26 protein-coding genes and 1 tRNA gene are annotated in these 24187 nt (G+C 55.5%); 14 read left to right on the top strand and 13 right to left on the bottom strand.

Translation table 11 applies throughout. From position 1 onward, the window contains the following. The first annotated feature begins 4 nt into the window (after positions 1 to 4). The 3 genes from ABJL60_RS04295 to ABJL60_RS04285 all read left to right on the top strand — a co-directional run bounded on the left by ABJL60_RS04295 (position 5) and on the right by ABJL60_RS04285 (position 2790). Positions 5 to 1501, top strand: coding sequence for a MerR family transcriptional regulator (locus tag ABJL60_RS04295; protein WP_348374978.1), 1497 nt, complete (start codon positions 5 to 7; stop codon positions 1499 to 1501). A gap of 58 nt (positions 1502 to 1559) precedes the next feature. After that, a tRNA-Pro gene (locus ABJL60_RS04290) sits at positions 1560 to 1636 on the top strand. Positions 1637 to 1707: 71 nt separating this feature from the next. Continuing rightward, positions 1708 to 2790, top strand: coding sequence for a 2'-deoxycytidine 5'-triphosphate deaminase (locus tag ABJL60_RS04285; RefSeq protein WP_348285469.1), 1083 nt, complete (start codon positions 1708 to 1710; stop codon positions 2788 to 2790). 6 nt (positions 2791 to 2796) lie between these two features. Here ABJL60_RS04285 and ABJL60_RS04280 read toward each other — a convergent pair whose 3' ends face one another. The 7 genes from ABJL60_RS04280 to ABJL60_RS04250 form a co-directional block, all read right to left on the bottom strand. Further along, entirely contained in the window at positions 2797 to 3045 is a 249-nt protein-coding gene (locus ABJL60_RS04280) for a hypothetical protein (protein WP_348285468.1), read from the bottom strand. 63 nt (positions 3046 to 3108) lie between these two features. After that, complete coding sequence (scpB, locus tag ABJL60_RS04275; protein WP_108828682.1) at positions 3109 to 3771, bottom strand: SMC-Scp complex subunit ScpB; 663 nt, start codon at positions 3769 to 3771, stop codon at positions 3109 to 3111. A gap of 4 nt (positions 3772 to 3775) precedes the next feature. Further along, complete coding sequence (locus ABJL60_RS04270; RefSeq protein ID WP_108828683.1) at positions 3776 to 4558, bottom strand: ScpA family protein; 783 nt, start codon at positions 4556 to 4558, stop codon at positions 3776 to 3778. A 15-nt stretch (positions 4559 to 4573) separates the two neighbouring features. Then, positions 4574 to 5569, bottom strand: coding sequence for a beta-N-acetylhexosaminidase (nagZ, locus tag ABJL60_RS04265; protein ID WP_348374976.1), 996 nt, complete (start codon positions 5567 to 5569; stop codon positions 4574 to 4576). Continuing rightward, positions 5566 to 6567 carry an SPOR domain-containing protein gene (locus ABJL60_RS04260; RefSeq protein ID WP_348374974.1) on the bottom strand — a complete coding sequence of 334 codons (1002 nt, stop codon included), beginning with the start codon at positions 6565 to 6567 and terminating at the stop codon, positions 5566 to 5568. The genes nagZ and ABJL60_RS04260 overlap by 4 nt, the downstream gene beginning before the upstream one ends. A gap of 78 nt (positions 6568 to 6645) precedes the next feature. After that, positions 6646 to 8391: an arginine--tRNA ligase gene (gene argS / locus ABJL60_RS04255; protein ID WP_348374972.1), complete on the bottom strand. Its 1746-nt coding sequence runs from the start codon at positions 8389 to 8391 to the stop codon at positions 6646 to 6648. 85 nt (positions 8392 to 8476) lie between these two features. Beyond that, a complete protein-coding gene (locus ABJL60_RS04250) occupies positions 8477 to 9616 on the bottom strand; it encodes a deoxyguanosinetriphosphate triphosphohydrolase (protein ID WP_348374970.1) in 1140 nt (379 codons plus the stop codon). Between the two features lie 94 nt (positions 9617 to 9710). On the opposite strand from ABJL60_RS04250, the gene ABJL60_RS04245 reads away from it, so the two are divergent. Next, on the top strand, positions 9711 to 10034 hold the full coding sequence (locus tag ABJL60_RS04245; protein WP_348287036.1) for an iron-sulfur cluster assembly accessory protein: 324 nt from the start codon (positions 9711 to 9713) through the stop codon (positions 10032 to 10034). 4 nt (positions 10035 to 10038) lie between these two features. Here the strand turns inward: ABJL60_RS04245 and ABJL60_RS04240 are convergent, their stop codons facing one another. Next, positions 10039 to 11103 (bottom strand): hypothetical protein, encoded by a 1065-nt coding sequence (locus ABJL60_RS04240; RefSeq protein WP_348374968.1) that lies wholly within the window; start codon positions 11101 to 11103, stop codon positions 10039 to 10041. Positions 11104 to 11149: 46 nt separating this feature from the next. Beyond that, positions 11150 to 11542 (bottom strand): hypothetical protein, encoded by a 393-nt coding sequence (locus tag ABJL60_RS04235; RefSeq protein WP_348287031.1) that lies wholly within the window; start codon positions 11540 to 11542, stop codon positions 11150 to 11152. A 351-nt stretch (positions 11543 to 11893) separates the two neighbouring features. On the opposite strand from ABJL60_RS04235, the gene xth reads away from it, so the two are divergent. After that, positions 11894 to 12676 (top strand): exodeoxyribonuclease III, encoded by a 783-nt coding sequence (gene xth / locus ABJL60_RS04230; protein WP_348287029.1) that lies wholly within the window; start codon positions 11894 to 11896, stop codon positions 12674 to 12676. On the opposite strand, the gene ABJL60_RS04225 is transcribed toward xth, so the two are convergent. Together ABJL60_RS04225 and dksA are read right to left on the bottom strand one after the other, a co-directional pair. After that, entirely contained in the window at positions 12673 to 13836 is a 1164-nt protein-coding gene (locus ABJL60_RS04225) for an FAD-dependent monooxygenase (RefSeq protein WP_348374966.1), read from the bottom strand. The two genes, xth and ABJL60_RS04225, sit on opposite strands and share 4 nt — an antisense overlap. A gap of 90 nt (positions 13837 to 13926) precedes the next feature. Continuing rightward, the gene (dksA, locus tag ABJL60_RS04220) at positions 13927 to 14349 is read right to left on the bottom strand and encodes an RNA polymerase-binding protein DksA (protein WP_108830147.1); all 423 of its coding nucleotides are present in this window, start codon (positions 14347 to 14349) and stop codon (positions 13927 to 13929) included. A 173-nt stretch (positions 14350 to 14522) separates the two neighbouring features. Between dksA and ABJL60_RS04215 the strand changes: the two genes are divergently transcribed. From ABJL60_RS04215 to ABJL60_RS04195, 5 genes are all read left to right on the top strand, one after another. Then, the gene (locus tag ABJL60_RS04215) at positions 14523 to 15365 is read left to right on the top strand and encodes a MoxR family ATPase (protein WP_348374963.1); all 843 of its coding nucleotides are present in this window, start codon (positions 14523 to 14525) and stop codon (positions 15363 to 15365) included. Between the two features lie 330 nt (positions 15366 to 15695). Beyond that, positions 15696 to 16154, top strand: coding sequence for a GNAT family N-acetyltransferase (locus ABJL60_RS04210; RefSeq protein ID WP_348287024.1), 459 nt, complete (start codon positions 15696 to 15698; stop codon positions 16152 to 16154). Then, positions 16151 to 17518: a DUF2927 domain-containing protein gene (locus tag ABJL60_RS04205; protein ID WP_348287022.1), complete on the top strand. Its 1368-nt coding sequence runs from the start codon at positions 16151 to 16153 to the stop codon at positions 17516 to 17518. The genes ABJL60_RS04210 and ABJL60_RS04205 overlap by 4 nt, the downstream gene beginning before the upstream one ends. 26 nt (positions 17519 to 17544) lie before the next feature. Then, the gene (locus ABJL60_RS04200) at positions 17545 to 17712 is read left to right on the top strand and encodes an apolipoprotein acyltransferase (RefSeq protein ID WP_108828696.1); all 168 of its coding nucleotides are present in this window, start codon (positions 17545 to 17547) and stop codon (positions 17710 to 17712) included. Further along, positions 17712 to 18899: a VWA domain-containing protein gene (locus tag ABJL60_RS04195; protein ID WP_348287020.1), complete on the top strand. Its 1188-nt coding sequence runs from the start codon at positions 17712 to 17714 to the stop codon at positions 18897 to 18899. The genes ABJL60_RS04200 and ABJL60_RS04195 overlap by 1 nt, the downstream gene beginning before the upstream one ends. 17 nt (positions 18900 to 18916) lie before the next feature. Here ABJL60_RS04195 and ABJL60_RS04190 read toward each other — a convergent pair whose 3' ends face one another. Together ABJL60_RS04190 and ABJL60_RS04185 are read right to left on the bottom strand one after the other, a co-directional pair. Beyond that, positions 18917 to 19570 carry a hypothetical protein gene (locus ABJL60_RS04190; protein WP_348374962.1) on the bottom strand — a complete coding sequence of 218 codons (654 nt, stop codon included), beginning with the start codon at positions 19568 to 19570 and terminating at the stop codon, positions 18917 to 18919. 43 nt (positions 19571 to 19613) lie between these two features. After that, positions 19614 to 21095, bottom strand: coding sequence for a divergent polysaccharide deacetylase family protein (locus ABJL60_RS04185; RefSeq protein WP_348374960.1), 1482 nt, complete (start codon positions 21093 to 21095; stop codon positions 19614 to 19616). A gap of 164 nt (positions 21096 to 21259) precedes the next feature. On the opposite strand from ABJL60_RS04185, the gene ABJL60_RS04180 reads away from it, so the two are divergent. The 4 genes from ABJL60_RS04180 to moaC are packed head-to-tail and all read left to right on the top strand — an operon-like array spanning position 21260 to position 24142. After that, positions 21260 to 21841: an aminodeoxychorismate/anthranilate synthase component II gene (locus ABJL60_RS04180; protein ID WP_348374958.1), complete on the top strand. Its 582-nt coding sequence runs from the start codon at positions 21260 to 21262 to the stop codon at positions 21839 to 21841. Then, positions 21838 to 22860 (top strand): anthranilate phosphoribosyltransferase, encoded by a 1023-nt coding sequence (trpD, locus tag ABJL60_RS04175; RefSeq protein WP_348374956.1) that lies wholly within the window; start codon positions 21838 to 21840, stop codon positions 22858 to 22860. Before ABJL60_RS04180 ends, trpD begins: the two co-directional genes overlap by 4 nt. Next, positions 22857 to 23669 (top strand): indole-3-glycerol phosphate synthase TrpC, encoded by an 813-nt coding sequence (gene trpC, locus ABJL60_RS04170; protein ID WP_348374954.1) that lies wholly within the window; start codon positions 22857 to 22859, stop codon positions 23667 to 23669. Before trpD ends, trpC begins: the two co-directional genes overlap by 4 nt. After that, positions 23669 to 24142, top strand: coding sequence for a cyclic pyranopterin monophosphate synthase MoaC (moaC, locus tag ABJL60_RS04165; protein WP_348287007.1), 474 nt, complete (start codon positions 23669 to 23671; stop codon positions 24140 to 24142). Before trpC ends, moaC begins: the two co-directional genes overlap by 1 nt. The last annotated feature ends 45 nt before the right edge of the window (positions 24143 to 24187 follow it).

The raw sequence follows: 24187 nt of genomic DNA, 5'->3' as shown, positions 1-24187 counted from the left end.
TCACATGAGTAAATCCGCCGACGCCTTTCGCACAATCTCCGAAGTGGCAGACTGGCTTGGGGTCCAAACCCATGTTCTGCGGTTCTGGGAAAGCAAATTCACCCAAGTGAAACCTGTCAAACGCGCAGGTGGTCGCCGGTATTACCGTCCTGTTGACATGTTGTTGTTGGGCGGCATCAGAAAGCTGCTTCACGACGACGGACTGACGATCAAAGGTGTGCAAAAGGTGTTGCGCGAAAAAGGCATCGCACATGTGTCTGCAATGTCTTCCAGCTTGGATGAGGCCTCTGCCGCTATTCCTGCCGATGTACCCTTAAAACGACAAAGTCAGACAACTCCAAAAAATATGCAAGACGCAAATGACACGTCCACATTGGACCTTTTCGACAATGGTGCACAGCCGAACACGGACGTCACAATTACAAAGTTTGCCAGTCCGGTAGATGTTCAGCCCAAAGCACCCGAAGACGCGCCGCGCCCGTCTTTCACCCAAGACGCCGTCGTGATGCCGGAGGCCGCGCCATCTGCATCCCAACAACCGCAAGCCACTTCTCCTGTGGCCCCTCCTCCGCCCCCTGTACCGCAGCAGCCACAAACGGTTGAGCCATCCCAAGTGGTCCCGGACGACGAAGCCTCTGCGCAAGACGAACCACCACGAGACGAACCACCACAAGACGAATCTACGCAGGACGATCCCCCCCCAGAAGACACCGCGCTTGTGTCCGACGCAGCAGACGAAGTTATCGCTGACACATCATCGTCTGCGGACAACGGATCGGATGATACCGCTGACGTGCCAGTGCCTGCACCCGAGATGCAGACCACACCGGCAGAGCCAACCGCGACCTCCTCCCCTGAAGCTGACGTTGTTGGTGATGGTGATGGTGATGGTGATGGTGATGGGGCGGACATTTCGGATACGGTGCAAGCAGATACCGAAATGGTCGAACCAGTTGCGTCGGAACCAGATGTACCAGAGGTGATGTTCAAAGCGTCTGCCCCATCTGCACCTGACCCGTCTGAGCCTGCCCCTTCTGAACCTGACCCTTCTGAACCTGAGCTGACGCCAGACACAGCGGATGATACGCCCGTTTCAGACCCCATGCCACAGATGCCCGCGTTTGTCCGGCGCACATCGCCATTGTCTCCGCCCCCGGTTGCGGACGAAACCCAAAGCACGCAGATGCAGGCCCCCGAAGCAGCCCAGCCAAATCCTGACGCCCAGACAGAAGCTGACGAACAACCAGAAGCTGACCTTCCAGTTGACGCCAGCGATGCAGTCACGACGGATCCCGTAGAAGACATTGCGCCAACCCCGGCCCCGGTGCTGAAGCCCAATATCATTGATGTGCCGGACACGCCGCCCGATTCAGAATTTCCGGCGCACCCCGCAGTGTTGACGGCACTGACAACAGCGAAATCCGCATCCCCCGAAGCCACGGCTTTGCTGTCGCAGCTGGCCGCATTGCGCGACAGGATGACCGCCGCACATAAAGAGTAAGCGAAGTGGCAATTCTTTCTTGCTTGCCGCCCAAAATCGGGTATGAAGCCCCACAAGTCGGGCTATGGCGCAGCCTGGTAGCGCGTCCGTCTGGGGGACGGAAGGTCGCAGGTTCGAGTCCTGCTAGCCCGACCAATTACCGACTTGCTCAAATCGCCCGCGGCCATTCGGTTGCGGGCGTTTGTCGTAGATAGGAAGCAAAACCTGTGACAGGCGTCATCCCAAATCAACACATCAGCCAGATGATTGAAACCGGTCAGATCACGGGGTCCCCTGCTGTCTCTGTACCACAAATTCAACCCGCAAGCCTTGATCTGCGTCTGGGAACTGTGGCGTACCGCGTGCGTGCTTCCTTCTTGTCGGGTGCTGGTGCAAAAGTATCGGACAGGTTGCAGGAATTTGAAATGCACCGGGTCGACTTGACCGATGGTGCGGTGTTGGAAAAGGGCTGCGTGTACGTGGTGCCTTTGATGGAAGGGCTTGCTCTGCCTGCGGGTATGAGCGCTGTGGCCAACGCCAAAAGCTCAACCGGTCGTCTGGATTTATTAACGCGCACAATTACCGATGGCGGCACAGAATTCGACCGTATTCCCGACGGCTACACAGGCCCGCTTTACGCAGAAATTTGCCCCCGGTCTTTTTCCGTTCTCGTGCGGCCCGGCATGCGCCTGAACCAAATCCGCTTTCGCACCGGACATGCTGTGCTGGACGATGCCGCCCTCAGCGCGTTGCACAACGACACGCCGCTTGTGAATGGTACAGCTGTGATTGATGACGGGCTTGGGTTTTCTGTCGATCTAAAATTGCCCGGCACGTCCTTGGTGGGCTACCGCGCAAAACCCCATACAGGCGTGATAGATCTGGACCGCATCGGCCACTACGATCCGCGTGCCTATTGGGAAGATGTGCACAGCACGGATGGGCATATCATTCTGGATCCCGGCGCGTTCTACATTCTTGTCAGCCGCGAGGCCGTGTGCATCCCGCCAAGCTATGCTGCTGAAATGGCCCCTTACCTTGCCATGGTCGGAGAATTCCGCGTGCATTACGCAGGCTTTTTTGACCCCGGGTTTGGCCACGCGACAGCCGGTGGCGCAGGGTCCCGCGGCGTGTTGGAAGTGCGCTGCCACGAGGCACCTTTTGTGCTGGAACATGGTCAAGTCGTGGGCCGTTTGGTCTATGAAAAGATGGCCGAAGACCCAACGCAGCTTTACGGTGCGGACCTGAAATCCAACTATCAAGGTCAGGGTCTTAAGCTAAGCAAGCATTTCAAAACGCCGACAGCCTAACGCGTATCAATCCTGTTGACGTGCGGCGCGGCGGGCCCGTCGCTCTGCCCTAATGCGGTCGCGTTCAGAGGTGTCTTTGGGCGTGCTGCCAGACCGACCTGTGGGATTTCCATAATCGTCGATCTCGCCCATTGGCTGCTGCTGCTGCTTGCGACGCCGCGCCATACCGCTGGCCCCTTTGAACCCTGCATCAATGCCTTTGCTCATCATTTTGCGCATCACAAGACGCATAAACATGTTCAATATCTGGTTCATTGCAGAGCACTGCCTCGTTTTAGGTATGGCACCAATATAGCATCAAATACGGCGATTTTCAGGTTAATCCTCAAAAAGTTCGGATTGCCCTTCATCGGTTTCATCTTCTTCGACTTCTCCCGGACCCGGCATCGACCCTGGCGGTGGCCGATTTTCCAGCAATCCGGCAGATCGCAGTTCTTTCAAACCCGGCAAGTCGCGTGCGTTTTCCAAGCCGAAGTGATCCAAAAACCCTTGGGTGACCACAAAAGTCACAGGCCGCCCCGGTGTCATTTTGCGGCGGCCAAAGCGGATCCATTCCATTTCCAACAGCTGGTCCACAGTGCCCCGACTGACCGAAACGCCACGAATTTCCTCAATCTCGGCGCGGGTCACGGGCTGATGGTACGCAATGATGGCCAGTGTTTCGATGGCCGCGCGACTAAGCTTGCGGGTTTCAACCGTTTCCTTTTGCATCAAAAACCCAAGGTCGGGGGCGGTGCGCATCGCCCAGGCATCCCCCACCTTGTTCAACGTCACACCACGCCCGTCATAGCGTTTGCGCAAATGAACCAGTGCCTCCGCGGGATCACAGCCATGCGGCATCCGTGCTGCCAGTTCCTTGGCCGTGACAGGTTCGGCTGTCGCAAACAAGATCGCTTCGACCATACGTTCCTGTTCCCCCATCGGAGGGGCTGCAAACAGGCTTTGTTCTTCATTTTCAATCTCTTCCACGCGATCCGTCATGCCTTTACACCTTCTTACGCAGCTGGATAGGTGCAAAAATCTCGGTTTGCCTGATTTCCATATGCCCTTCTTTCACCAACTCCAAAGATGCGGCAAACGTCGCTGCAGTGGCAGAGCGTAGTTTGACGGGGTCCATGTCCCACCCTTCAGGCAAATAGCTTAGAATGTCAGTCCATTCCCCCGCATATCCCATAAGGGGACGCATCCGCTCCAAGGCTTGCTCCATCGTAAACACCGAATCCCTGTCCAGAATGAAGGGGCGGAAATCGTCACGGGTTCGAATACGCGCGTAGCCTTGCATCAGGTCCAAAAGCGTCGCTGTGTATGTGACCCGTTTGACCCGTTCCACGGTTTCGGCCTGCCCCCGCGCAAAGAAATCCCGCCCCAATTGGTCGCGCCCCATCAAGCGTGCCGCACTGTCGCGCATCGCCTGCAAGCGTTCCAACTGAAACGCCAGATGGGCGGCCAGTTCCTCACCTGATGGACCCTCTTCTGTTGGGTCCGGTGGCAACAACAAACGGGACTTCAAAAAAGCCAACCACGCCGCCATCACAAGGTAATCCGCCGCCAATTCCAGCCGCAGAGCCTTCGCTTTTTCAACAAACGCAAGGTATTGACGTGCCAATTGCAAAACAGAAACTTTGCGCAAATCAACTTTTTGCGTACGCGATAGGGTCAAGAGCAAGTCAAGCGGGCCTTCAAAGCCGTCCACGTCGACAATCAATGCCTCTGCAGCCAAACGGTCGGCTACAGAAACGCGATCTTCCTCGAATGTATCTTCAGCCATTTGGCCTGCCCCGCTTCAGCCCCCTGTCAGCGCTTCAAGTTCGGCGTCACACGCGGAAATGTCAATCTCGTCAGGGGTTTTGCGCGCATTCAAGGCAGCAATGGCCCGTGTTTGCGCCGCATCTGTCATTTCGCCCGAAGCTTCTGCCACCCTGCGCCGTTCGGCCAGTGTGCCGTTGCAGTGCAATATCACGTCACATCCAGCGTGCAGAGCCTGACGGCTTAGGTCCCCCAGATCGCCGCTTAGTGCTTTCATGGCGATGTCATCGGTCATGATCAAACCATCAAAGCCGATGTCCTTGCGGATCACGTCCATCACAGGTTTGGACAACGTCGCAGGGGCTGTGTCGATGTCGGAATAGACCAGATGCGCCGTCATCCCCATGGGCAGATCACAAAGCGCCTTAAACGGCGCAAAGTCATGACCTTGCAGATCGTTTTTGATGTTTGCAACATGTGGCAAATCAAAGTGGCTGTCCGCCGTTGCACGCCCGTGGCCCGGCATGTGTTTAACGACAGGCAGAACGCCGCCATCCAACAAACCCGTCACCGCCGCACGCCCCAAAGCGGACACCGTCACAGCATCCGTTCCGTAACACCGGTTGCGCAGAAAATCATGGGTGTCATCGCCCGCAACATCCACCATAGGGGCACAATTGCTGTCGATGCCAAGCGCAAACAATTCATGGGCGATCACCCGGTGGCGCAGATACATGGCACGCTCGGCTTGCGGTCCGGCCGCTGTGACAAAATCCATCGGAGGCAACCATTCGCGCCAGATCGGGGCACGCAACCGCTGCACACGCCCGCCTTCTTGATCAATGGTTATGGGACAATCGTACCCAACAGCCTCGCGAAAGTCGCCACACAAGGCACGTATTTGATCCGGCGTGTCGATGTTGCGGGCAAATAGAATAAAGCCAAACGGCTTCACATCTTTGAAAAACGCTTTTTCCTCAGACGTCAGCCGCAGCCCGTCCGCATCAAGGATCGTCGCCCCGAAACGGTTCATCGCGTGACGACCGGAATACAATCGGCTTTTTCAGCCAGCAGCGCCGAACAGAAACGGCGTGCATCGCTCAGGTCTTCGAACCCCATGGCGCGCAGGCGATAAAATGTGCGTCCACCACTTTTCGCTTTTTGCACAATGCGCTGTTTTCCATACAGATAATCCCCAAACCGACCTTCCAACTTGGCCCATTGGCTGCGCGCGATTTCCGCGCTGTCAAAGGCACCAAGTTGCACCAGACGCGTCCCTGCGGGCAAGGATGCGGCATCCACTTCCGCGTTTGCGGGTGCGGCTGCGAGGGTGGCATTTGTTGTGGCCGTGGCAGACGCCACTGCGTTCAAAGCCTTCGGGCGCAGTTGTGGGCGAAATGACTTTTTTATGCCAGGGGCATCAATCACCACAGGCGTTGGCATGGCTTCCGGTGTGGGCGGCGTGACTGAGGCCACCACCTGAACAGGTTGAGCTTCCGTTTCCGCTTCGATCCTGTCTGCGCCCGCTGTCAGCTGGTTCACCAAATCCTCAACTGATCCACTTTCAAGCGCTGCGGCCACATCCAGCGTTTGTGGTTGCTCAATCGGGGCGGATGATACAACCGGCTGTTGCACAGGCGCCACCATTGTGACGGGTGTTGGCATATCTTCGTGGGTCAAATCCACCGGACGTGGCGCAAGAACCAGCCGATCGGCAGGCTTTGCAGCCACACCAACAGCAGCCACTTCGTTCACGGCAAGGCCCTGATTGATGGCAAGTTGCCCACCCGGGTCTTCGGGACGCACACGCATGTCACCGCTGGCCGCCTGCACCACAGGAATACCGCTGACATCACGCACCATCAGCTTGTAGCCCCAAACAGCGACCCCAGCCATCAGCGCCAAAGACACTCCGGCTGCAGTCAGATTTGTCAGGTTAGTCAAAGCATTACGCGGCTTTGGTGATGTATGGGGTGCGGATTGCGCATAGCTACCAGCGCCCAGATCATGGGTATAGGATACGTTTGCCATTTTGCCTCTTTGCCGGTCAGATACATTGCCTGATCGGTCAACTGATTTCGTGCCTGTTCAGCCGAGGCGGTTATTGGTTCAACGCATCTCTTCGGCTGGCTCAACTCCCAAGATACCAAGGCCGGCAGCTATTACAACAGCTGTGGCACGTGCGAGGGCGATTTTTGCCTGACTTGTGGCATGATCATCGTCCTGAATTGCCCGCAGCCCGTCTTCCGACCGGCCCAGATGGTACAAACTGTGGAAATCAGACGCCAATTCGTAAAGATAAAACGCAACCCGGTGCGGCTCATTTGAGCGGGCCGCCGTTTCGACCAAACGGGGCCATTCGCTCAGCTTCATGGCCAGCGCCAATTCGGCTGTGTGATCCAGCTTGCTCAAATCCGCAGAAGACAAATCTGTATCCTGGACCGCTATGCCCGCATCTGTGGCTTTGCGCAAAATCGACGCAATCCGCGCATGGGCGTATTGAACGTAATAGACAGGGTTGTCTTTGGATTGCTCCAGCACCTTGTCAAAGTCAAAGTCCAATGGCGCATCGTTCTTGCGGGTCAGCATCACAAACCGCGTCACGTCAGACCCCACCTGATCCACAACATCGCGCAGGGTGACAAAGGTCCCTGCCCGCTTGGACATTTTGAATGGCTCGCCGTTTTTGTACAACTTCACAAGTTGCGTCAACTTGATGTCCAGCGGCACACAGCCGTCCGACAGGGCCGAAACAGCAGCCTTCATGCGTTTCACATAGCCGCCGTGATCTGCCCCGAACACATCAATCAACATGTCAAATCCGCGCTGCACCTTATCAAAGTGATAGGCGATGTCGGGCGCAAAATAGGTCCATGCCCCGTCCGATTTCTTTACAGGGCGGTCTACATCGTCGCCGTGGTCCGTGGATTTGAACAAAGTTTGTTCGCGTGGTTCCCAGTCCTCGGGCTTTTTGCCTTTGGGAGGTTCAAGAACGCCTTCATAGATCAGGCCCTTGTCATCCAGTGATTTGATGGCGCTTTCAATCAGCCCCGTGCCGTACAGGGACTTTTCAGAAAAGAAATTGTCCATTTTGATGCCCAGCTGACCCAGATCCGCGCGGATCAGATCCATCATGGCTTCGGTTGCGTATTCCCGCACCTCTTGCAGCCAAAACTGTTCGCCTTTGCCGACAAACGCATCGCCCACTTTGGCTTTCAGGGCTATCCCGACATCAATCAGGTAATCACCGGGGTATGTCCCGTCCTCGAATGCGACGTCCTGACCGTGCGCCTCAAGGTACCGCAGGTACACAGACCGCGCCAAAACATCGACCTGTGCGCCACCATCATTGATGTAGTATTCACGGGTCACATTATAGCCTGCAAAATCCAGCAAAGACGCCAAAGCATCGCCAAAGACGGCGCCGCGGGTGTGCCCCACGTGCAAAGGCCCCGTCGGGTTGGCAGACACATATTCCACCATCACCTTTTTGCCCTGCCCCAGATTTGACCGGCCAAATCCGGCACCTTGTTGCAAAACATCCTGAACGACGCCCTGCCACACAGTCGGGGCCAAACGCAGGTTCAAAAAGCCAGGACCTGCGACTTCGCAGGACGTGACACGGTCATCAGATGTCAATTCATCTGCAAGCGCCTGTGCAATGTCGCGCGGCTTCATGCCTGCGGGCTTGGCCAGAACCATAGCAGCGTTAGTCGCCATATCGCCGTGCGCCGGATCACGTGGCGGTTCAACCGCGACGTTGTCCATGGAAAGCCCTTCTGGCAACACACCGCGGGATTGCAGCGCTTCCAAATCGGATAGGACACGGGCGCGCATTTGGGCAAAAAGGTTCATGGGACTTTTCCTAAGATGATGGTGTGCGCGGTGTATCACGCAGCACAGGCAGGTCAACGGTCAGAGCGGCAAGGCCTTGGGGCGATCACCCGCTGGGGTGCAAGCGCAGATGTTCCAAAAGCGCAAACCGGTCAGTCATGCCTGAAATATAGTCACTGACCGCACGCGCCGTGCCGCTTTTGTCCAGATTTCGTGTCATCGCATACCAGTTTTCAGGCATTTTGTCAGGATGGTTTAGAAACAGTGGAAACAAGTCCTCGATGATCTGGCTGACCTCTGCCCGCTTTTGCATCACGCTGGGTGCGCGGTACATTTGTGTGAACAGAAAGTGACGGATGGCTTGAAGGTCTTCCCAGACCTGCGACGAAAACTTGATCACGGGGCGCCCCAACATGCGGATGTCACGGGCAGATGTCGCGGCGCTGGTTTCCAGCAGTGTTTGCGATGTCTCGATCACATCGGCCACCATCACACCAAAGACGCGGCGCAACGCTTCGTGGCGGCGGCGCTCAACGTCAAGGTTTGGATATGCATCATCGACCTGCGCATAGGCTGCGCCAACTATGGGCAACGCCTGAATGTCTGCGTCCGTGAACAGGCCTGCGCGCAAGCCATCGTGCAGATCGTGGTTGTTGTAGGCAATGTCATCGGACAAGGCCGCAACCTGGGCTTCGGCACTTGCGTGTGTGTCCAGTTCCAGATCGTGCAATGCATCATAGGTTGCAAGTGCCACGGGCAATTCCCCGACCACCGGGCCGTTGTGTTTTGCAATACCTTCAAGGGCTTCCCAGGTTAAGTTCAACCCGTCGAAGTCTGCGTAATGCTGTTCCAGAGACGTCACAATCTTGATGGCTTGGGCGTTGTGATCAAAGCCGCCGTACCCCTTCATCAACGCGTGCAAAGTGTCTTCGCCGGTGTGCCCAAACGGCGGATGACCCAGATCATGCGCCAATGCCACAGCTTCGGTTAGTTCAGTATTCAAACGCAGCGCGCCTGCGATGGTGCGTGCCACTTGCGCCACTTCAATGGAATGGGTCAGACGTGTGCGGTAATAATCCCCTTCGTGTTCAACAAACACTTGGGTTTTATGTTTCAGCCTGCGAAAAGCGCTGGCGTGAATAATACGGTCACGATCGCGTTGAAAACACGACCGAAAATGCGATTCTTCCTCTGGCACGCGCCGTCCCTTGGACGTGGCAGGGTCACAAGCATATGCGGCGTTCATCGGCCTGTCCTTGTCGCTTGGCTACAGCCCCTCTATATTGATGTCGAACAGCGATGGAAATATAGCCATCACTTAATTTTCGGAGCTTCAGGTTATGCAACTGCCCCCAAAAGTCACACCCCGCGCATTTGAACGCCTTGCTGAAATTGGCGCCAACGATCAGGGCCAAGCCCTTCGTGTTGCTGTTGAAGGTGGCGGGTGTTCCGGGTTTCAATATGAAATTGCACTCGACACTCCGAAAGAAGATGATCTGGTACTGGAAGGATCAGGGCAGAAAGTTATTGTGGACGCCGTGTCGCTGCCGTTTTTGTCCAATGCTGTGATCGACTTTTCAGAGGAATTGATTGGTGCACGTTTTGTGATTGAAAATCCGAATGCAACCAGCGCCTGTGGATGCGGAACTTCTTTTTCTATGTAACAGGTTACGACGCAAAGCTGACGCGGGAAAACCCTTCAAAAAACACATCGAATTCATCTATCGACTGTGCCGCAGATTGCAAGATCAAGTAGCCATTTTCGTCCACGGATTGTTCCAGAACAGGACGCATTTTGTGCCAGTCCGCGCTGCGTGACCCCTCCATTTGAAACAGGCAGGCTGACATGCTACGCAGCGGACCTGCTGGCAGTGTTGCTGCCGTCAACCGCATGCGCCCTTCGGGGATCGTAGCATTATGCGCAGTCCCCCCTTTAAGGCGTGACAGCCATCCGCAAACAAAAAACATGTGGTAGTCGTCGGCGACATCAACGTTATGGCCAGCCTGAACATCAAAATCCGAAAGCGTTCGCATCACCCAATCTTCCCATACCTGCGGGGGTGTTTGGTTTGCATACCGCAGTGCGATGCAGATTTCCGCCAACAGATCGGCGTTTTGATCGAGATAGGCCAAAACACCCGCAAACCGCAGTCCGCGAATAGCGCTGCTGCTCAGTTTCGGATCACAACGCCCGTATTGAGAAAGGTAGAACACGATATGTGTCAGCTCATAGGCTGCTTTTTTGTTGGGCAAAGCAAACGTGTCCGCCCTATCGATAAATCGGTGCAACCGTTCCGTTAATCCTGTATCACCTTTCAGGTCCACGCCGCGCCTTGCCAATAACCGGCGGGCCTCAGCACGTTGTAAGTCTGACACTTCTGCTTCAGGCAGGCCTTGCCTTACCACCCAATCACACAAGCCTTCGCCTTGCGACCCGCCATACCCAAGGTCTTCCAGATCCAAGCAGATAGACAGTAAGAACCTGTAATATTGTGGAAAAAAGGCAAACCTTTGCTTTAGACCCAGGTAGAACTCTTGGTGATTTTCCAAGGCGTTTGGCAAGATATTGGCCTTGGTACATTCCAGAATATTCAATAATTCCGCATTCTCTTTTAGCCAAAACACATCGTCTGGCCCTCTGCGGTGCTGCCCGAAGCCTGCAATCAAATGCGATGTTTGATCTTGGTCCGTTTGGCGGCGTGCGGGCACGTTCAAAGTTACGATATTGGTCATAATTCAGGTGTCCTTATGTGACTTCAAACGTGCCAAAGCGTGGGGGTTAAGACCCAGACGAGAACATCTCGGTCGCATCGCCCGTCACTTGCGATGTGGTAACTGGCGCGGACCCTGACGAAAACATCTGCACGGCTTCACCGCGTGTCGCATCAGATGACATGACCGGCGCAGAGCCCGAAGAAAACATCTCGACAGCATCACCAGTCAAAGACATCGACGCCAGATTTGGTGCAGATCCGGACGAAAACAACCCGGTTTCAGCGCCAGTTGTCATCGTCGGCGCAGAGCCGGAAGAAAACGCATCACATAGATCTCCTGTCAGCATTTCAGAGGCAGACGGGGCCGAACCAGATGAAAACATTTCAACGCCTTCGCCAGCAAAAGCAGCGGTATCTATCAGATCGAATTGAAGGTCGGATTTGCGCAGTGCAGTCATTGTAAACTTCCTTTTTGAGGTTGGCTTGAATGCTTCTTTGCTTGCACGCTAAAGGAGAGTGTTAAAAGAAAAATACAGTTAATAATTGATTAATACGCACATTTTTTCACTTTACAAAACACGCATAATTATATGTTTTTAATAATTTATAATGATTTTTATCTAATTCCAAAAAACTTTCATTTAGTCAAAATGAGCAGGTGTGTGTGCTTCAAATCACATCAAATCAAACAACCTTAAGGTGTATTTTTTAGTTAATAGATTCTTTACCGGCGAATCTGTGAAGACACGCCCCTTGCCCAATCCATCGACTTCGGCGATAGCTTCAGGACCACTGCAGGGAGCGACCAAATGAAAATCGCCAGTTTCAACATCAACGGTATCAAAGCGCGCATAAATGCACTTCCCGAATGGTTGGATGAAGCGCAACCAGACGTGGTCGTCTTGCAAGAAATCAAGTCCGTCGATGAAAACTTCCCGCGTGAGCTGTTTGAGGACCGCGGCTATAATGTCGAAACCCACGGTCAAAAGTCTTTCAACGGCGTTGCCATCCTGTCAAAACTGCCGCTCGAAGACGTCACACGCGGATTGCCCGGCGACGACACCGACGAACAAGCGCGTTGGATCGAAGCAACGGTTATGGGCGATCACCACCCCTTGCGCGTGTGCGGCCTGTATTTGCCAAACGGCAACCCTGCGCCCGGTCCAAAATACGACTACAAACTGGCCTGGATGCAGCGCCTACAAAATCGTGCTGAACAGCTGATGGCGGAAGAAATGCCATTTTTGATGGCGGGCGATTACAATATTATCCCACAATCCGAAGATGCCGCCCGCCCAGAAGTCTGGACAGAAGACGCCCTTTTCCGACCCGAAAGCCGCACAGCTTTTCGTAAATTGATAAACCTTGGTTTGACAGATGCGTTCCGCGCTCGTGATCCGCGGCCCGGTCAGTATTCATTCTGGGATTATCAGGCAGGGGCATGGAACAAAAACGACGGCATCCGCATCGACCACTTTTTGCTGAGCCCCACATGCGCCGATACATTAACCAATTGCGCCATTGATAAAGACATCAGAGCACGGGAAAAGCCATCCGATCACGTGCCCATTTGGGTCGAACTGGCGATCTAACGCGATGCCGTGACATCGTGGCGATACAGCCAATCGAACTTCCCCAGCATCACGCCAGGGGCCAGTTTGCTAAGCGTTTTCAACCCTAAATGCGCAACAGACCGCATCGGTCCGGGCCGCAAATGGTAGTTTCGTGCATTCCCGTCAGCCACTTTTAAAACGCGCGGCACGCGGGCCATGCGAATGTTCTGATAGGCTTGCAGGCCGTCTAAGCCTTTGTTTTTCAAACATTGTGCCAAAACCCAAACGTCTTCAAGCGCCATATTAGCGCCCTGTGCCAAAAACGGCAGCGTCGGATGGGCAGCATCGCCAACCAACACGACACCTTCATTGTACCAGGTCTTTGCAATCGGATGCCTGTGCAACCCCCAGACCGACACGTCACCAACTGCGTCCAGCAACGCAGCCGACGGCCCTTCAAAATCGGCAAACCGCGCCCGTAGCACGTCGGCGTCGCCTACGTGATCCCATCCTTCAGAAACCCAAGTGTCGCGTTCTTCAACAGCCACGATGTTCACCAATTTACCGTGGCGCAGTGGATAGCTGACGATATGTCGTCCCGGCCCCATGAACACGCGGGCTTCGGATGGCACATCATGCGTGTTCTCTACCATCGCCCGCCAAGCCACCTGCCCTGTGAAAAACGGATCGGATGTAGGGTTCAGGCCGCTGCGACCGACAGAATGTACACCGTCAGCAGCCACCACAAGTTCGGCCCGCAAACACGAGCCATCCATCAGCTCGACCGACGCCGGCGCACCGGAAGAGATCGCTTTCACAGCCGCATTGGTCATAATCTGCACACCGGCCTGACGCGCGGCATTGACCAAAACGGTCAACACATCTGCGCGATGCACAAAGTAGTATTTTTGGTCATTCCCAAGACGTGTCAGATCCAGACGGGCCACCTCACCGGGTCGTTTGTAATCACACAGACACACCGCCTGCGCTTGAACGGCGCCCGATTGTTGCAAAGGTGTTTCAAGCCCCATGGCCCGCAGAACAGCCAGGCCATTCGGACTAATCTGGATGCCTGCGCCCACCTCGCGCAGGACCGGGGCCCGTTCCAAAAGTGTAACAGACGCCCCTGCACGGCCCAAAAGTGTGGCCGCCGCAAGACCGGCAATCCCGCCACCAACCACAATCACATTTCGAAGCATCGCCTTGTCACCCACTTAACACATCGCCGAAACGCAAAAACGCGCAGGCCGACAGACCCACGCGTTTTTGAAACTTTATCCAAGACGCATTCAGTCGTCGCGGTGCACTTTTTCACGGCGCTCGTGACGCTCTTGCGCCTCAAGGCTCATGGTCGCGATTGGACGTGCATCCAGACGTTTCAAAGAAATGGGTTCGCCCGTGACCGAGCAGTAGCCAAATTCGTCTTCGTCGATACGGCGCAGGGCCGCGTCGATCTTTGCGACCAGTTTGCGTTGGCGGTCACGCGTCCGCAATTCCAATGCGCGGTCTGTTTCTTCCGACGCACGGTCCGTCACATCCGGAATGTTACGTGTTCCGTCTTGCAGCGCTTCAATGGTGTCGCGGCTGCCTGCTTGCAATTCCGATTTCCAGTTTTGCAGTTTGCGGCGGAAATATTCCACCTGACGGTCGTTCATAAATGGTTCATCTTCGGCAGGACGGTAGTCATCCGGCAAGAACGTCTCTTGTTTCATGTCGTCCCCCTCGATCGTTTTGGCATTTGCCATTTCTGATCCCTCAAATTCTATGAAGCCAAGGCTTATGCCGCAGCGTCTATCGCAGCCCCCGACGATTGTCACTACACAATACTGCGTATTTGTGGCTAAAAGCGAGCAACACGTTACGATATTCTTAAGGGGAAAAGACTATGAAATTCCAAGGCACTGACAGTTATGTCGCCACCGACGACCTAACGATTGCGGTGAATGCCGCCGTCACTTTGGAGCGCCCCTTACTCGTTAAAGGCGAACCCGGCACAGGTAAGACCGAATTGGCCAAGCAAGTGGCCACATCCCTTGATCTACGTATGATTGAATGGAACATCAAATCCACAACCCGCGCACAGCAAGGCCTGTATGAATATGACGCGGTGTCGCGGTTGCGCGACAGCCAGTTGGGCGAAGAAAAAGTGCATGATGTCGCCAACTATATCCGCAAGGGAAAATTGTGGGAGGCTTTTGAAGCCGGTGAGAAAGTCGTGCTGCTGATCGACGAGATCGACAAGGCGGATATCGAATTTCCGAACGACCTGCTGCAAGAGCTCGATAAGATGGAATTCTATGTCTACGAGACAGGCGAAACAATTCGCGCGGTCAACCGCCCTATCGTTATCATCACCTCCAACAATGAAAAAGAACTGCCAGACGCCTTTTTGCGCCGCTGTTTCTTCCACTACATCCGCTTCCCCGACATGGACACGATGCGCTCAATCGTCGAAGTCCACCATCCAGGTATCAAAGAACAACTGCTGACGACGGCGTTGACGCAGTTCTTTGAAATCCGCGAACAAGCGGGACTAAAGAAAAAGCCGTCTACATCTGAAGTGCTGGACTGGCTCAAGCTGCTGCTTGCCGAAGACATGAGCGCCGAGGATCTGAAAACCGGCGGCGCCAGTGCCTTGCCAAAGCTGCATGGTGCCTTGCTGAAAAACGAACAAGACGTACATCTGTTTGAGCGTCTCGCATTTATGGCCCGCGGTGAACGGCGCTAGCACGCTCTTGAAGCCAATCAAATGGCATTAACCAAACTTGGCAGCCGCTTGAGGCATAATTCATTAACTCATGCCCGGCTGCCAAGGATTTGAAATAAGGCAAAAATCGGCTTTCCGCCCCATTTGGGACTTTTTTGCCACGGGCCTCCAAAGTAACATTTCGTTAACCTTAACAATGCCTTAACACCAGAAGTGCGGCCGGGAGATTCCCGCTTGACGTGTAATTTTCTGTACCATTTGCCACGTTTTTGCCTTAATTGCTCCCTATCAAGGTCGGGTTGAGGGGGCAAAAGACCCTCCAACGGCAATAATATTGGGCAGGCACCAGTAATGACGACAACCAACGCACTCCGTGTGCGGCCTCTTGCGGCGTCAGACCGCGAACAATGGGCCGCGCTGTGGACAGCATATCTGGAGTTTTACGAAACTTCGGTGCCCACAGGCACGTTTGACGTCTACTTCGACCGCCTTCTCGGAGATGATCCACAAGATTTCTCAGGTCTGGTCGCCGAACTGGATGGCCGCCTTGTCGGGTTAACCCACTACCTGTTCCACCGTCACGGCTGGAAAATCGAGAACACCTGCTACCTGCAAGACCTGTACGCTGTTCCGGCTGTACGCGGACAAGGTGTCGGCAAAGCCCTGATTGAAGCGGTCTACGCCGCCGCAGACGCTAAAAACGCCCCGTCCGTCTATTGGAATACGCAAGACAGCAACGCCACAGCCCGCAAACTTTACGACTGCGTCGCTCAGTTGACCCCTTTTCTTAAATATCAGAGGGCAACATGAGACGGTTTCTTCTGCCCCTGGCCCTGACGTTGAATGCCTGTATGCCCACAACGCCCACGGACACAGCCACCCGTGCCGCGATTGCAAACAGCACATTCCCACCGATGAAAACATTTGGAGCGCCGCGTCCAGTGCGTCCAGCCAAATCGAACAACGATCTGGCGCTGGATTTTGTGGAACTGTCTTTCAATTTGGAAAGCGGGCGCGCATTGCCGGTTTTCACCCGTTTTGAGACCCCGATTTCGGTGCGTGTCACAGGTGCCCCGCCTGCGTCTCTTGGATCTGATCTGAACAAGCTGCTGCACCGACTGCGCTCAGAAGCCAGCATCGACATCCAGCAAACCGCATCAAACAAGCCCGCAAATATCACCATTGAAGCGGTCAGTCGTGCCGATATTCGCCGCGCCCTGCCCCATGCTGCATGTTTTGTGGTGCCGAACATCACATCCATCAAGGAATACCGCCAAGCCAAACGCACGTCGCGCACCAGCTGGGCCGAGATGCGCGAACGCAAACAATTGGCGATTTTCCTGCCCAATGACGCAAGCCCCCAAGAGGTACGTGACTGCCTTCATGAAGAACTGGCACAAGCCATTGGGCCCTTGAACGACCTGTACCGTTTGCCCGACAGCGTGTTCAACGATGATAACGTGCACACGGTTCTGACAGGCTTCGATATGATGATGTTGAAGGCCTATTACGCGCCTGAAATCCGGTCCGGCATGACGCGCGGCCAAGTGGCGCAGCGTTTGCCGCAGATATTTAATCGTATCAATCCTGCGGGCGGCGCCCGTGCCGCCAAATTCGCCACCCGCACTCCGCGCGCATGGTCCCAAGCGGTGCAATCCGCACTTGGGCCCGGAACCGCAATGAAGGCCCGGATTGTGGCCGCAGACAAAGCGTTGAACATTGCGGCCGCCATGGGATGGCAAGATCACCGCCGTGCGTTCGCGCATTACGCCAAGGGCCGTATTTTGTTGGGGGCCGACCCCGAAGCGGCGTATCAGCACTTTTTGATGGCTGACAAATACTACGCCAAAACCCCCGGAGCGACCCTGCACCGTGCCTATGTTGCGACCCAACTGGCGGCCCGTGCCGTGACCCAAGGCGACGGCGAACGGGCTTTGCGCCTGATCTCGCCGCACATCGACAAAGCTGCGCAAAACGAAAATGCTGCACTGTTGTCCACGCTGCTGTTGTTGCGGGCCGAAGCGCTTGATTTGCAAGGCCGTACCGCAGAAGCACGTACCGTCAGACTGGACAGTCTGGGGTGGGCGCGATACGGATTTGGTCCTGACTGGGCCGTGCGGGCCAAGCTGCGTGAAATCTCGTCTCTCAGCCCGCTGAAAAAAGGCCGCATTTAATACCTTTTTGCTAAGGGGCGGACACTATGATCATCTGGGGCGGCGCGGCATTCGGCGCAATTATCGGCGGTTTCACAGCACAAAGACGCGGTGGCAACAAACTGGACATCGCACAATATGCAGCGGGCTATGCACTGGCTTTTGCCATTGTCGGCACGATCTGCGTCGTGATCTTGCAGCGCGTGGGCGTCTGATGTTCATTCCCTTCTTCGAGAGCCTGCGCAGCAACGGCGTACCTGTGTCCTTGCGCGAATTTTTGGCGTTTCTGGAAGGTATGAAAGCGGGGCTTGCGACCTACGACATTGAAGCCTTCTATTATTTGGCCCGCGTCAGCATGGTCAAAGATGAACGCAACATCGACAAATTCGACCGTGCCTTTGCTGCCGCCTTTGAGGGTTTGGAAAACATTTCCATCGAACAAGTCATGGAAGCTGTCGATATCCCCTCGGATTGGCTGGAGAAGTTGGCGGAAAAGCACCTGTCCGCAGACGAAAAAGCCGAGATCGAGGCCATGGGCGGCTTTGAAAAGTTAATGGAGACGTTGAAAAAACGTCTTGAGGAACAAAAAGGCCGCCACCAAGGCGGCAGTAAATGGGTCGGCACTGCGGGCACCTCGCCTTTTGGGGCCTACGGCTACAACCCCGAAGGCGTCCGCATCGGCCAAAAAGAATCGCGTCACCAAAAGGCCACCAAAGTTTGGGACAAACGCGAATTCAAGAACTTGGACGACACAGTTGAACTGGGCACGCGCAACATCAAAGTCGCTTTGAAGCGTTTGCGCAAATGGGCCCGCGATGGCGCACAGGACGAATTGGACCTGAACGGCACCATCCGCGCGACGGCTGAAAACGGTTACCTGGACGTAAAGACGCGCCCCGAACGCCGCAACGCCGTTAAGGTTTTGCTGTTTTTGGACATTGGCGGATCAATGGACCCGCATGTGAAAGTCGTTGAGGAACTTTTTTCGGCTGCGCGCACAGAATTCAAACACATGGAACACTTCTATTTCCACAACTGCCTTTACGAAGGCGTTTGGAAAGACAACCGCCGCCGCTGGGACGCACAGCAATCCACCCAAGAAGTTTTGCGCACCTATGGCCCTGATTACAAATGCATTTTTGTGGGCGACGCATCCATGTCGCCTTATGAGATCGCCTACCCCGGGGGCGCGAATGAACATTGGAACCCCGAAAGTGGCCAAGTCTGGCTGGAACGGGCCCGCGACCAGTGGTCGTCACATCTGTGGATCAACCCCATCCAAGAGAAATATTGGAACTACACCCATTCCATCACCATGATCCAAGAGATCTTTGGCAAAGACCGCATGGTGCCGATGACATTGAACGGGTTGGAACGCGGGATGAAGGAATTGACCCGTTAGGCGCCCAAGGGCCTTATTTAGTTCTGGTCTTTATGGCGCCGCACATCAATGACAGAGCACTCAAGCAACCCGAGCTTTACGCGCAGTTTGTAAACCTCCGCTGTGTCTTGGCCTTTGAATCGTGCGCCGTATCTGCGGCAATCCGCCAAAGCGTCTGAAACAGCACGCGCTTCATGCCGACGCCCCCAGCGCGCAACTGCAAAAAATCCATTCACAGCAAATGCCGCGTAATCACGCGGGTACCGTCGGGTGTTTTTCAAATATGTCTTTTCGAAGTACTCTGACTGCGCCAGCGACAGCCCAGTCGCATTTGTGCTGCTAACGGGTAACGCGGCCGGAATTGAAACTGCCACAATTTTGCAATCCGATGTGCCGCCCAAGATGTTGCATTTGCCCCGTACAAAATCTTGCACCTTTGCCTGACTGGAAAAACCTGTTTCTGCATCCCAACGGCCTGTTGACGGGCTTGCAGCAAAGGCCCCGAAATATGAGCGTTTTTTGGTAAAGCTCCGTAACTCTTTTGTTTGCTCTGCGCTCAAACCGGTGTCGTCGATGACCAGAACCTTTGCTTTTGTGCCAAAGGTTTGAAGCTGCTGCGCCTGAGCCTGCATTGGCACATGCACCGCAAAAACCGCGAAGGCCACACAAATTAGGTTTGTCAAAAACGTCATTTCACTATCACCACGACCTCAACTACCTACTGTTCAAGGGATCTCACCCGTCGTCTTGCGTTCCCAACAGTGCCGAAACAGGTGCCAGATCCACACGGGATGCGCGGTCTTGGAGGCCCCATAAAATCAGCGCCGAGATGGTGTCGGCCCGCAAACGCCCCATCATGATTACACCACCTTCTTGCCCTGCGCGGAATGCGGCCTGATCCAAAAAGCGACGAATGACGGTGGGGGTCTGGTCCGCGCTGTCAAAGTCGCGGAACACCGTCGCCGATGGCACTCCGGCCCGTGCGGCCAGTTTTTGCGCCGTGTTCAGCCCTTTGGATTGCACCACAAAACCGTGCCCAGATGCCGCCAAAATCTGGGTCACCTGATCAGACGCTTCACGGTTTTCCTGTACCCCTGTCGACACACCTTCCAGAACGCCAACGGCTTCGGGCAATGCGGAAAACGCCACATCCAACGTCACTTCTGCATCAGTTGGCGTGGCCCCTGTTGGCAAATCCATCAAGATCAAAACCTCAAAACCTTGCGCGCGATACCCTGTCATACGTGATGCCGCGTCGGGCAAATTCGGGTCAATGGCAAAGGTGATCGGGTACGGGAAGCTGCGCAAAGCGGCCAAACCGACGGGTCCTTCACTGAGGTCCGTGCCTTGGTCGATCAACACAATAGACATCAACGGCTTGTCTTCCGATCGCTCAAATGGCTGGGCGAAGGCCACGATCGGACGCGTGTCTGACGCGGGCTCAGTTGGTGCCGGCGCGGTGTCCACGACTTCGGGGGTATCGTCGGTTCGGTCCACCAAAGAACCGGCAGGCTGCCCGATGGTCGGGCGGCGCTCTGGATCAGCCGCTTGCGCATTTGATGTGGTGGGCAATGTGGTGTTGTTTTCGGCCTGCGCGTCCGGTTCGGCCGATGTTTCTGGTAGCTGCGTTTCTGGTGTGTTGGTGTCTTCAGACGTTACATCGTCCGGCGCAGCCTGCCCTGTCACGTCTGGGGCTTGCGGCTGTGCAGGCGCATCCGTCGAGGGCGTTTCAAAGGCTGTTTCGGCATCAGGCACCGAAGGCGCCGGAGGTTGCGCAGGATCCGTGGAAATTGACAGTTCTTCGCGTGTCTCCGCTTCGGGCAAAACGGCTTGCGGGCTTGGCAATACGGGCGCGTCCCCGTCCACTTCCACCGCAGCAGAGCTTGCGCCTTGTGATGGATCGCCCAGCCCCTGAACATTGCCTGCTTGCGGCACTGTTGGACGATCTTCGCCCGCTTGTTTTGCCGCAACCACATCGTCCGGTGTCGGTGTTGCGGTTTGCGCGGCACCGTCTTGTACAAGATCTGCGTCGCGTGCGGCGGTGGTTTGTGCTGTGGTTTGTGCGGCCTCTCCAACAGCTGGCGCGTCCACGCCACCCGGTGCCGCATCAGACACTTGCGGCACGGCCAAATCGCCCGACAAAAGCGATGCTGCCCCCGCCACTGCAACGCTGACCACGCCGCCCATCACTGCTCCGCTCAGAAATCCCCGTGCCATTGCCCGTCGTCTCCGCCTGTTTGCTCTGTCTCAATTGCCTGATCTTGACTTGCCGCACCTCTTGACGCTGGCGCACAAGCCTGAACATGTATGACGCATACTCTACACTGCCCCGCGACGCCTCTCTAGCCCTGAAAACAAAGCCGGAACCAAAAGTTAATCACATGCTGCTTCTGATCGACAATTACGACAGTTTTACCTATAACCTCGTGCATTACCTTGGTGTTCTTGGCACCGAAATCGAAGTGCGCCGCAACGATCAAATTGACGTGCAGGCCGCGATGGCGATGAACCCAGCCGGGATTTTGTTGTCACCTGGACCATGCGATCCCGATCAGGCCGGAATATGTCTGGCCTTGACGCAAGCCGCTGCCGAAACGCAGACACCGCTTTTGGGGGTTTGTCTGGGGCATCAAACCATCGGTCAGGCCTTCGGAGGTCAAGTCGTGCGCTGCGATGAAATTGTACATGGCAAAATGGGGCGGATGCATCACACAGGCCAAGGGCTTTTCGCGGGATTGCCCACGCCCTTTGAAGCCACGCGGTATCATTCGCTTGTGGTTGACCGTGACACCCTGCCCGACAGCCTGGAAATCACCGCCGAGCTTGAAAACGGAACCATCATGGGTTTGCAACATCGCAACCTGCAAATACACGGCGTGCAGTTTCATCCCGAATCCATTCGCTCCGAACACGGGCATGCCCTTTTGAAAAACTTCGTCGATACAATGAAGGTGCCTGCATGAGTGACGCTTTAAAACCGCTGATTGATGCCGCAGCCGACGGGCCTTTGACACGTGATCAGGCCCAGCAGGCATTTTCAATACTATTTGACGGCGAAGCCACCCCCGCCCAAACGGGTGGTCTGCTGATGGCGCTGCGCACGCGCGGCGAAACCGTGGATGAATACGCCGCAGCCGCCGCTGTGATGCGTGCCAAATGCAACTCGGTACGTGCCCCCGAAGGTGCGATGGACATCGTGGGCACCGGCGGCGACGGCAAAGGCACGTTGAATATTTCCACGGCCACTGCCTTTGTGGTGGCAGGCGCGGGCGTCGTGGTGGCCAAACACGGCAATCGCAACCTCAGCTCCAAATCCGGCGCGGCGGATGCGTTGACCCAGATGGGGTTGAACGTGATGGTTGGGCCGGACGTGGTGGAAAAGGCGCTGAACGAAGCCGGCATCGGTTTCATGATGGCCCCGATGCACCATCCGGCCACGGCACATGTTATGCCTGCGCGGGCGGAATTGGGCACACGCACTATTTTCAACATCCTTGGGCCGCTGACCAACCCTGCCGGTGTGAAACGACAGCTGACGGGTGCCTTTTCGCGCGACTTGATCCGGCCCATGGCGGAAACGCTTTTGGCGCTTGGCTCCGAAAAGGCATGGTTGGTTCACGGCTCCGACGGCACGGATGAGCTGACAATCACCGGTGTTAGCTGGGTGTCCGCCGTGGAAAACGGGGCTGTGCGCGATTTTGAGATCACCCCCGAAGACGCGGGCCTGCCCGAGCATCCCTTTGAGGACATCATCGGCGGCACCCCTGAAGAAAACGCACGTGACTTCAATGCGTTGCTTGACGGCACCCCCTCCGCCTACCGTGATGCCGTGCTTTTAAATTCGGCGGCGGCGTTGGTTGTCGCGGACGCGGCCCCTGACCTGAAGGCGGGCGTCGAAATGGCGCGTGAAAGCATCGACAGCGGTGCGGCACGTGCTAAAATCACAGCTGTGGCTGCAATAACAAAAGGTGCATCATCATGACCGACACCATTCTGGATAAAATCAAAGCGTACAAGCTGGAAGAAATAGAAGCCGACAAGGCCGCAAAACCACTGGAAGCAGTCCAAGCAGAGGCGCAATCTGCCCCTGTTGTACGTCCCTTTGCCGATGCGTTACGCGTCAAATCCCGCGAAGGCTATGCACTGATTGCAGAGATCAAAAAAGCGAGCCCGTCCAAAGGGTTGATCCGTGATGATTTTGATCCCGCTGCCCACGCCAAAGCCTATGAAGACGGCGGTGCTGCTTGTTTGTCGGTGTTGACAGACACGCCCAGTTTCCAAGGTGCCAAAGAATTCTTGGTAGATGCCCGCGCCGCGTGCAAGTTGCCCGTTTTGCGCAAAGATTTCATGTATGACAACTATCAGGTGGCCGAAGCCCGCGCCCTCGGTGCAGATTGCATTTTGATCGTGATGGCGTCCGTCACCGACGCTCAGGCCGCCGAACTGGAAGCCGCCGCTTTTGAATGGGGCATGGACGCTTTGATCGAAGTACATGATCAGGCAGAACTGGAACGCACGGGCCATCTAAAAAGCCCGCTGATCGGCATCAACAATCGTAATCTCAAGACCTTTGAAACCACTTTGGACACCACGCGCACCCTGTCCAAACTTGTGCCTGCCGATAAAATGATCATCTGCGAAAGCGGTTTGAACACGCCAAAAGAACTGGCTGAAATGGCCATGTATGGTGCGCGTAGCTTCCTGATCGGAGAAAGCCTGATGCGGCAGGACAACGTGATGTCCGCGACCCGCGATCTTTTGGCCAATCCGCTTATGCCAGGTGGCATGTAATGGCACTGACCCATTTTGACGCCAAGGGCGACGCCCATATGGTTGACGTGTCCGAAAAGGCCGTCACGGACCGTATTGCCACGGCGACAGGCTGGATTAAAATGCAGCGCGAAACCTTTGATATCATTACTGAAGGCCGCGCCAAAAAGGGTGATGTTCTGGGTGTTGCACGTCTGGCCGGTATTATGGCCGCCAAACGCACCAGCGATCTTATCCCGCTGTGCCATCCGCTGCCCATCACCAAAGTCGCGGTCGATTTGACCCCCGACGCAGATCTTCCCGGCATCCGCATTACGGCCACCGTGAAAACCACCGGACAGACCGGTGTCGAAATGGAAGCCCTGACGGCCGCCTCCACGGCTGCATTGACCGTGTACGACATGTCGAAAGCGGTGGACAAAGCGATGGAAATCGGCGGCATTCACGTGGTGCTGAAAGACGGCGGTAAATCAGGGCGTTACGAGGCGTCATGACGTCAAACGGTAAAGACTGGCGGAATTTAACCAGTCTCGTTTCGG

Source organism: Ascidiaceihabitans sp., assembly GCF_039986515.1.
Lineage (GTDB): Bacteria > Pseudomonadota > Alphaproteobacteria > Rhodobacterales > Rhodobacteraceae > Ascidiaceihabitans.
The sequence above is the reverse complement of the archived record's forward strand: the minus strand, read 5'-3'. Positions and strand labels throughout refer to the sequence as shown.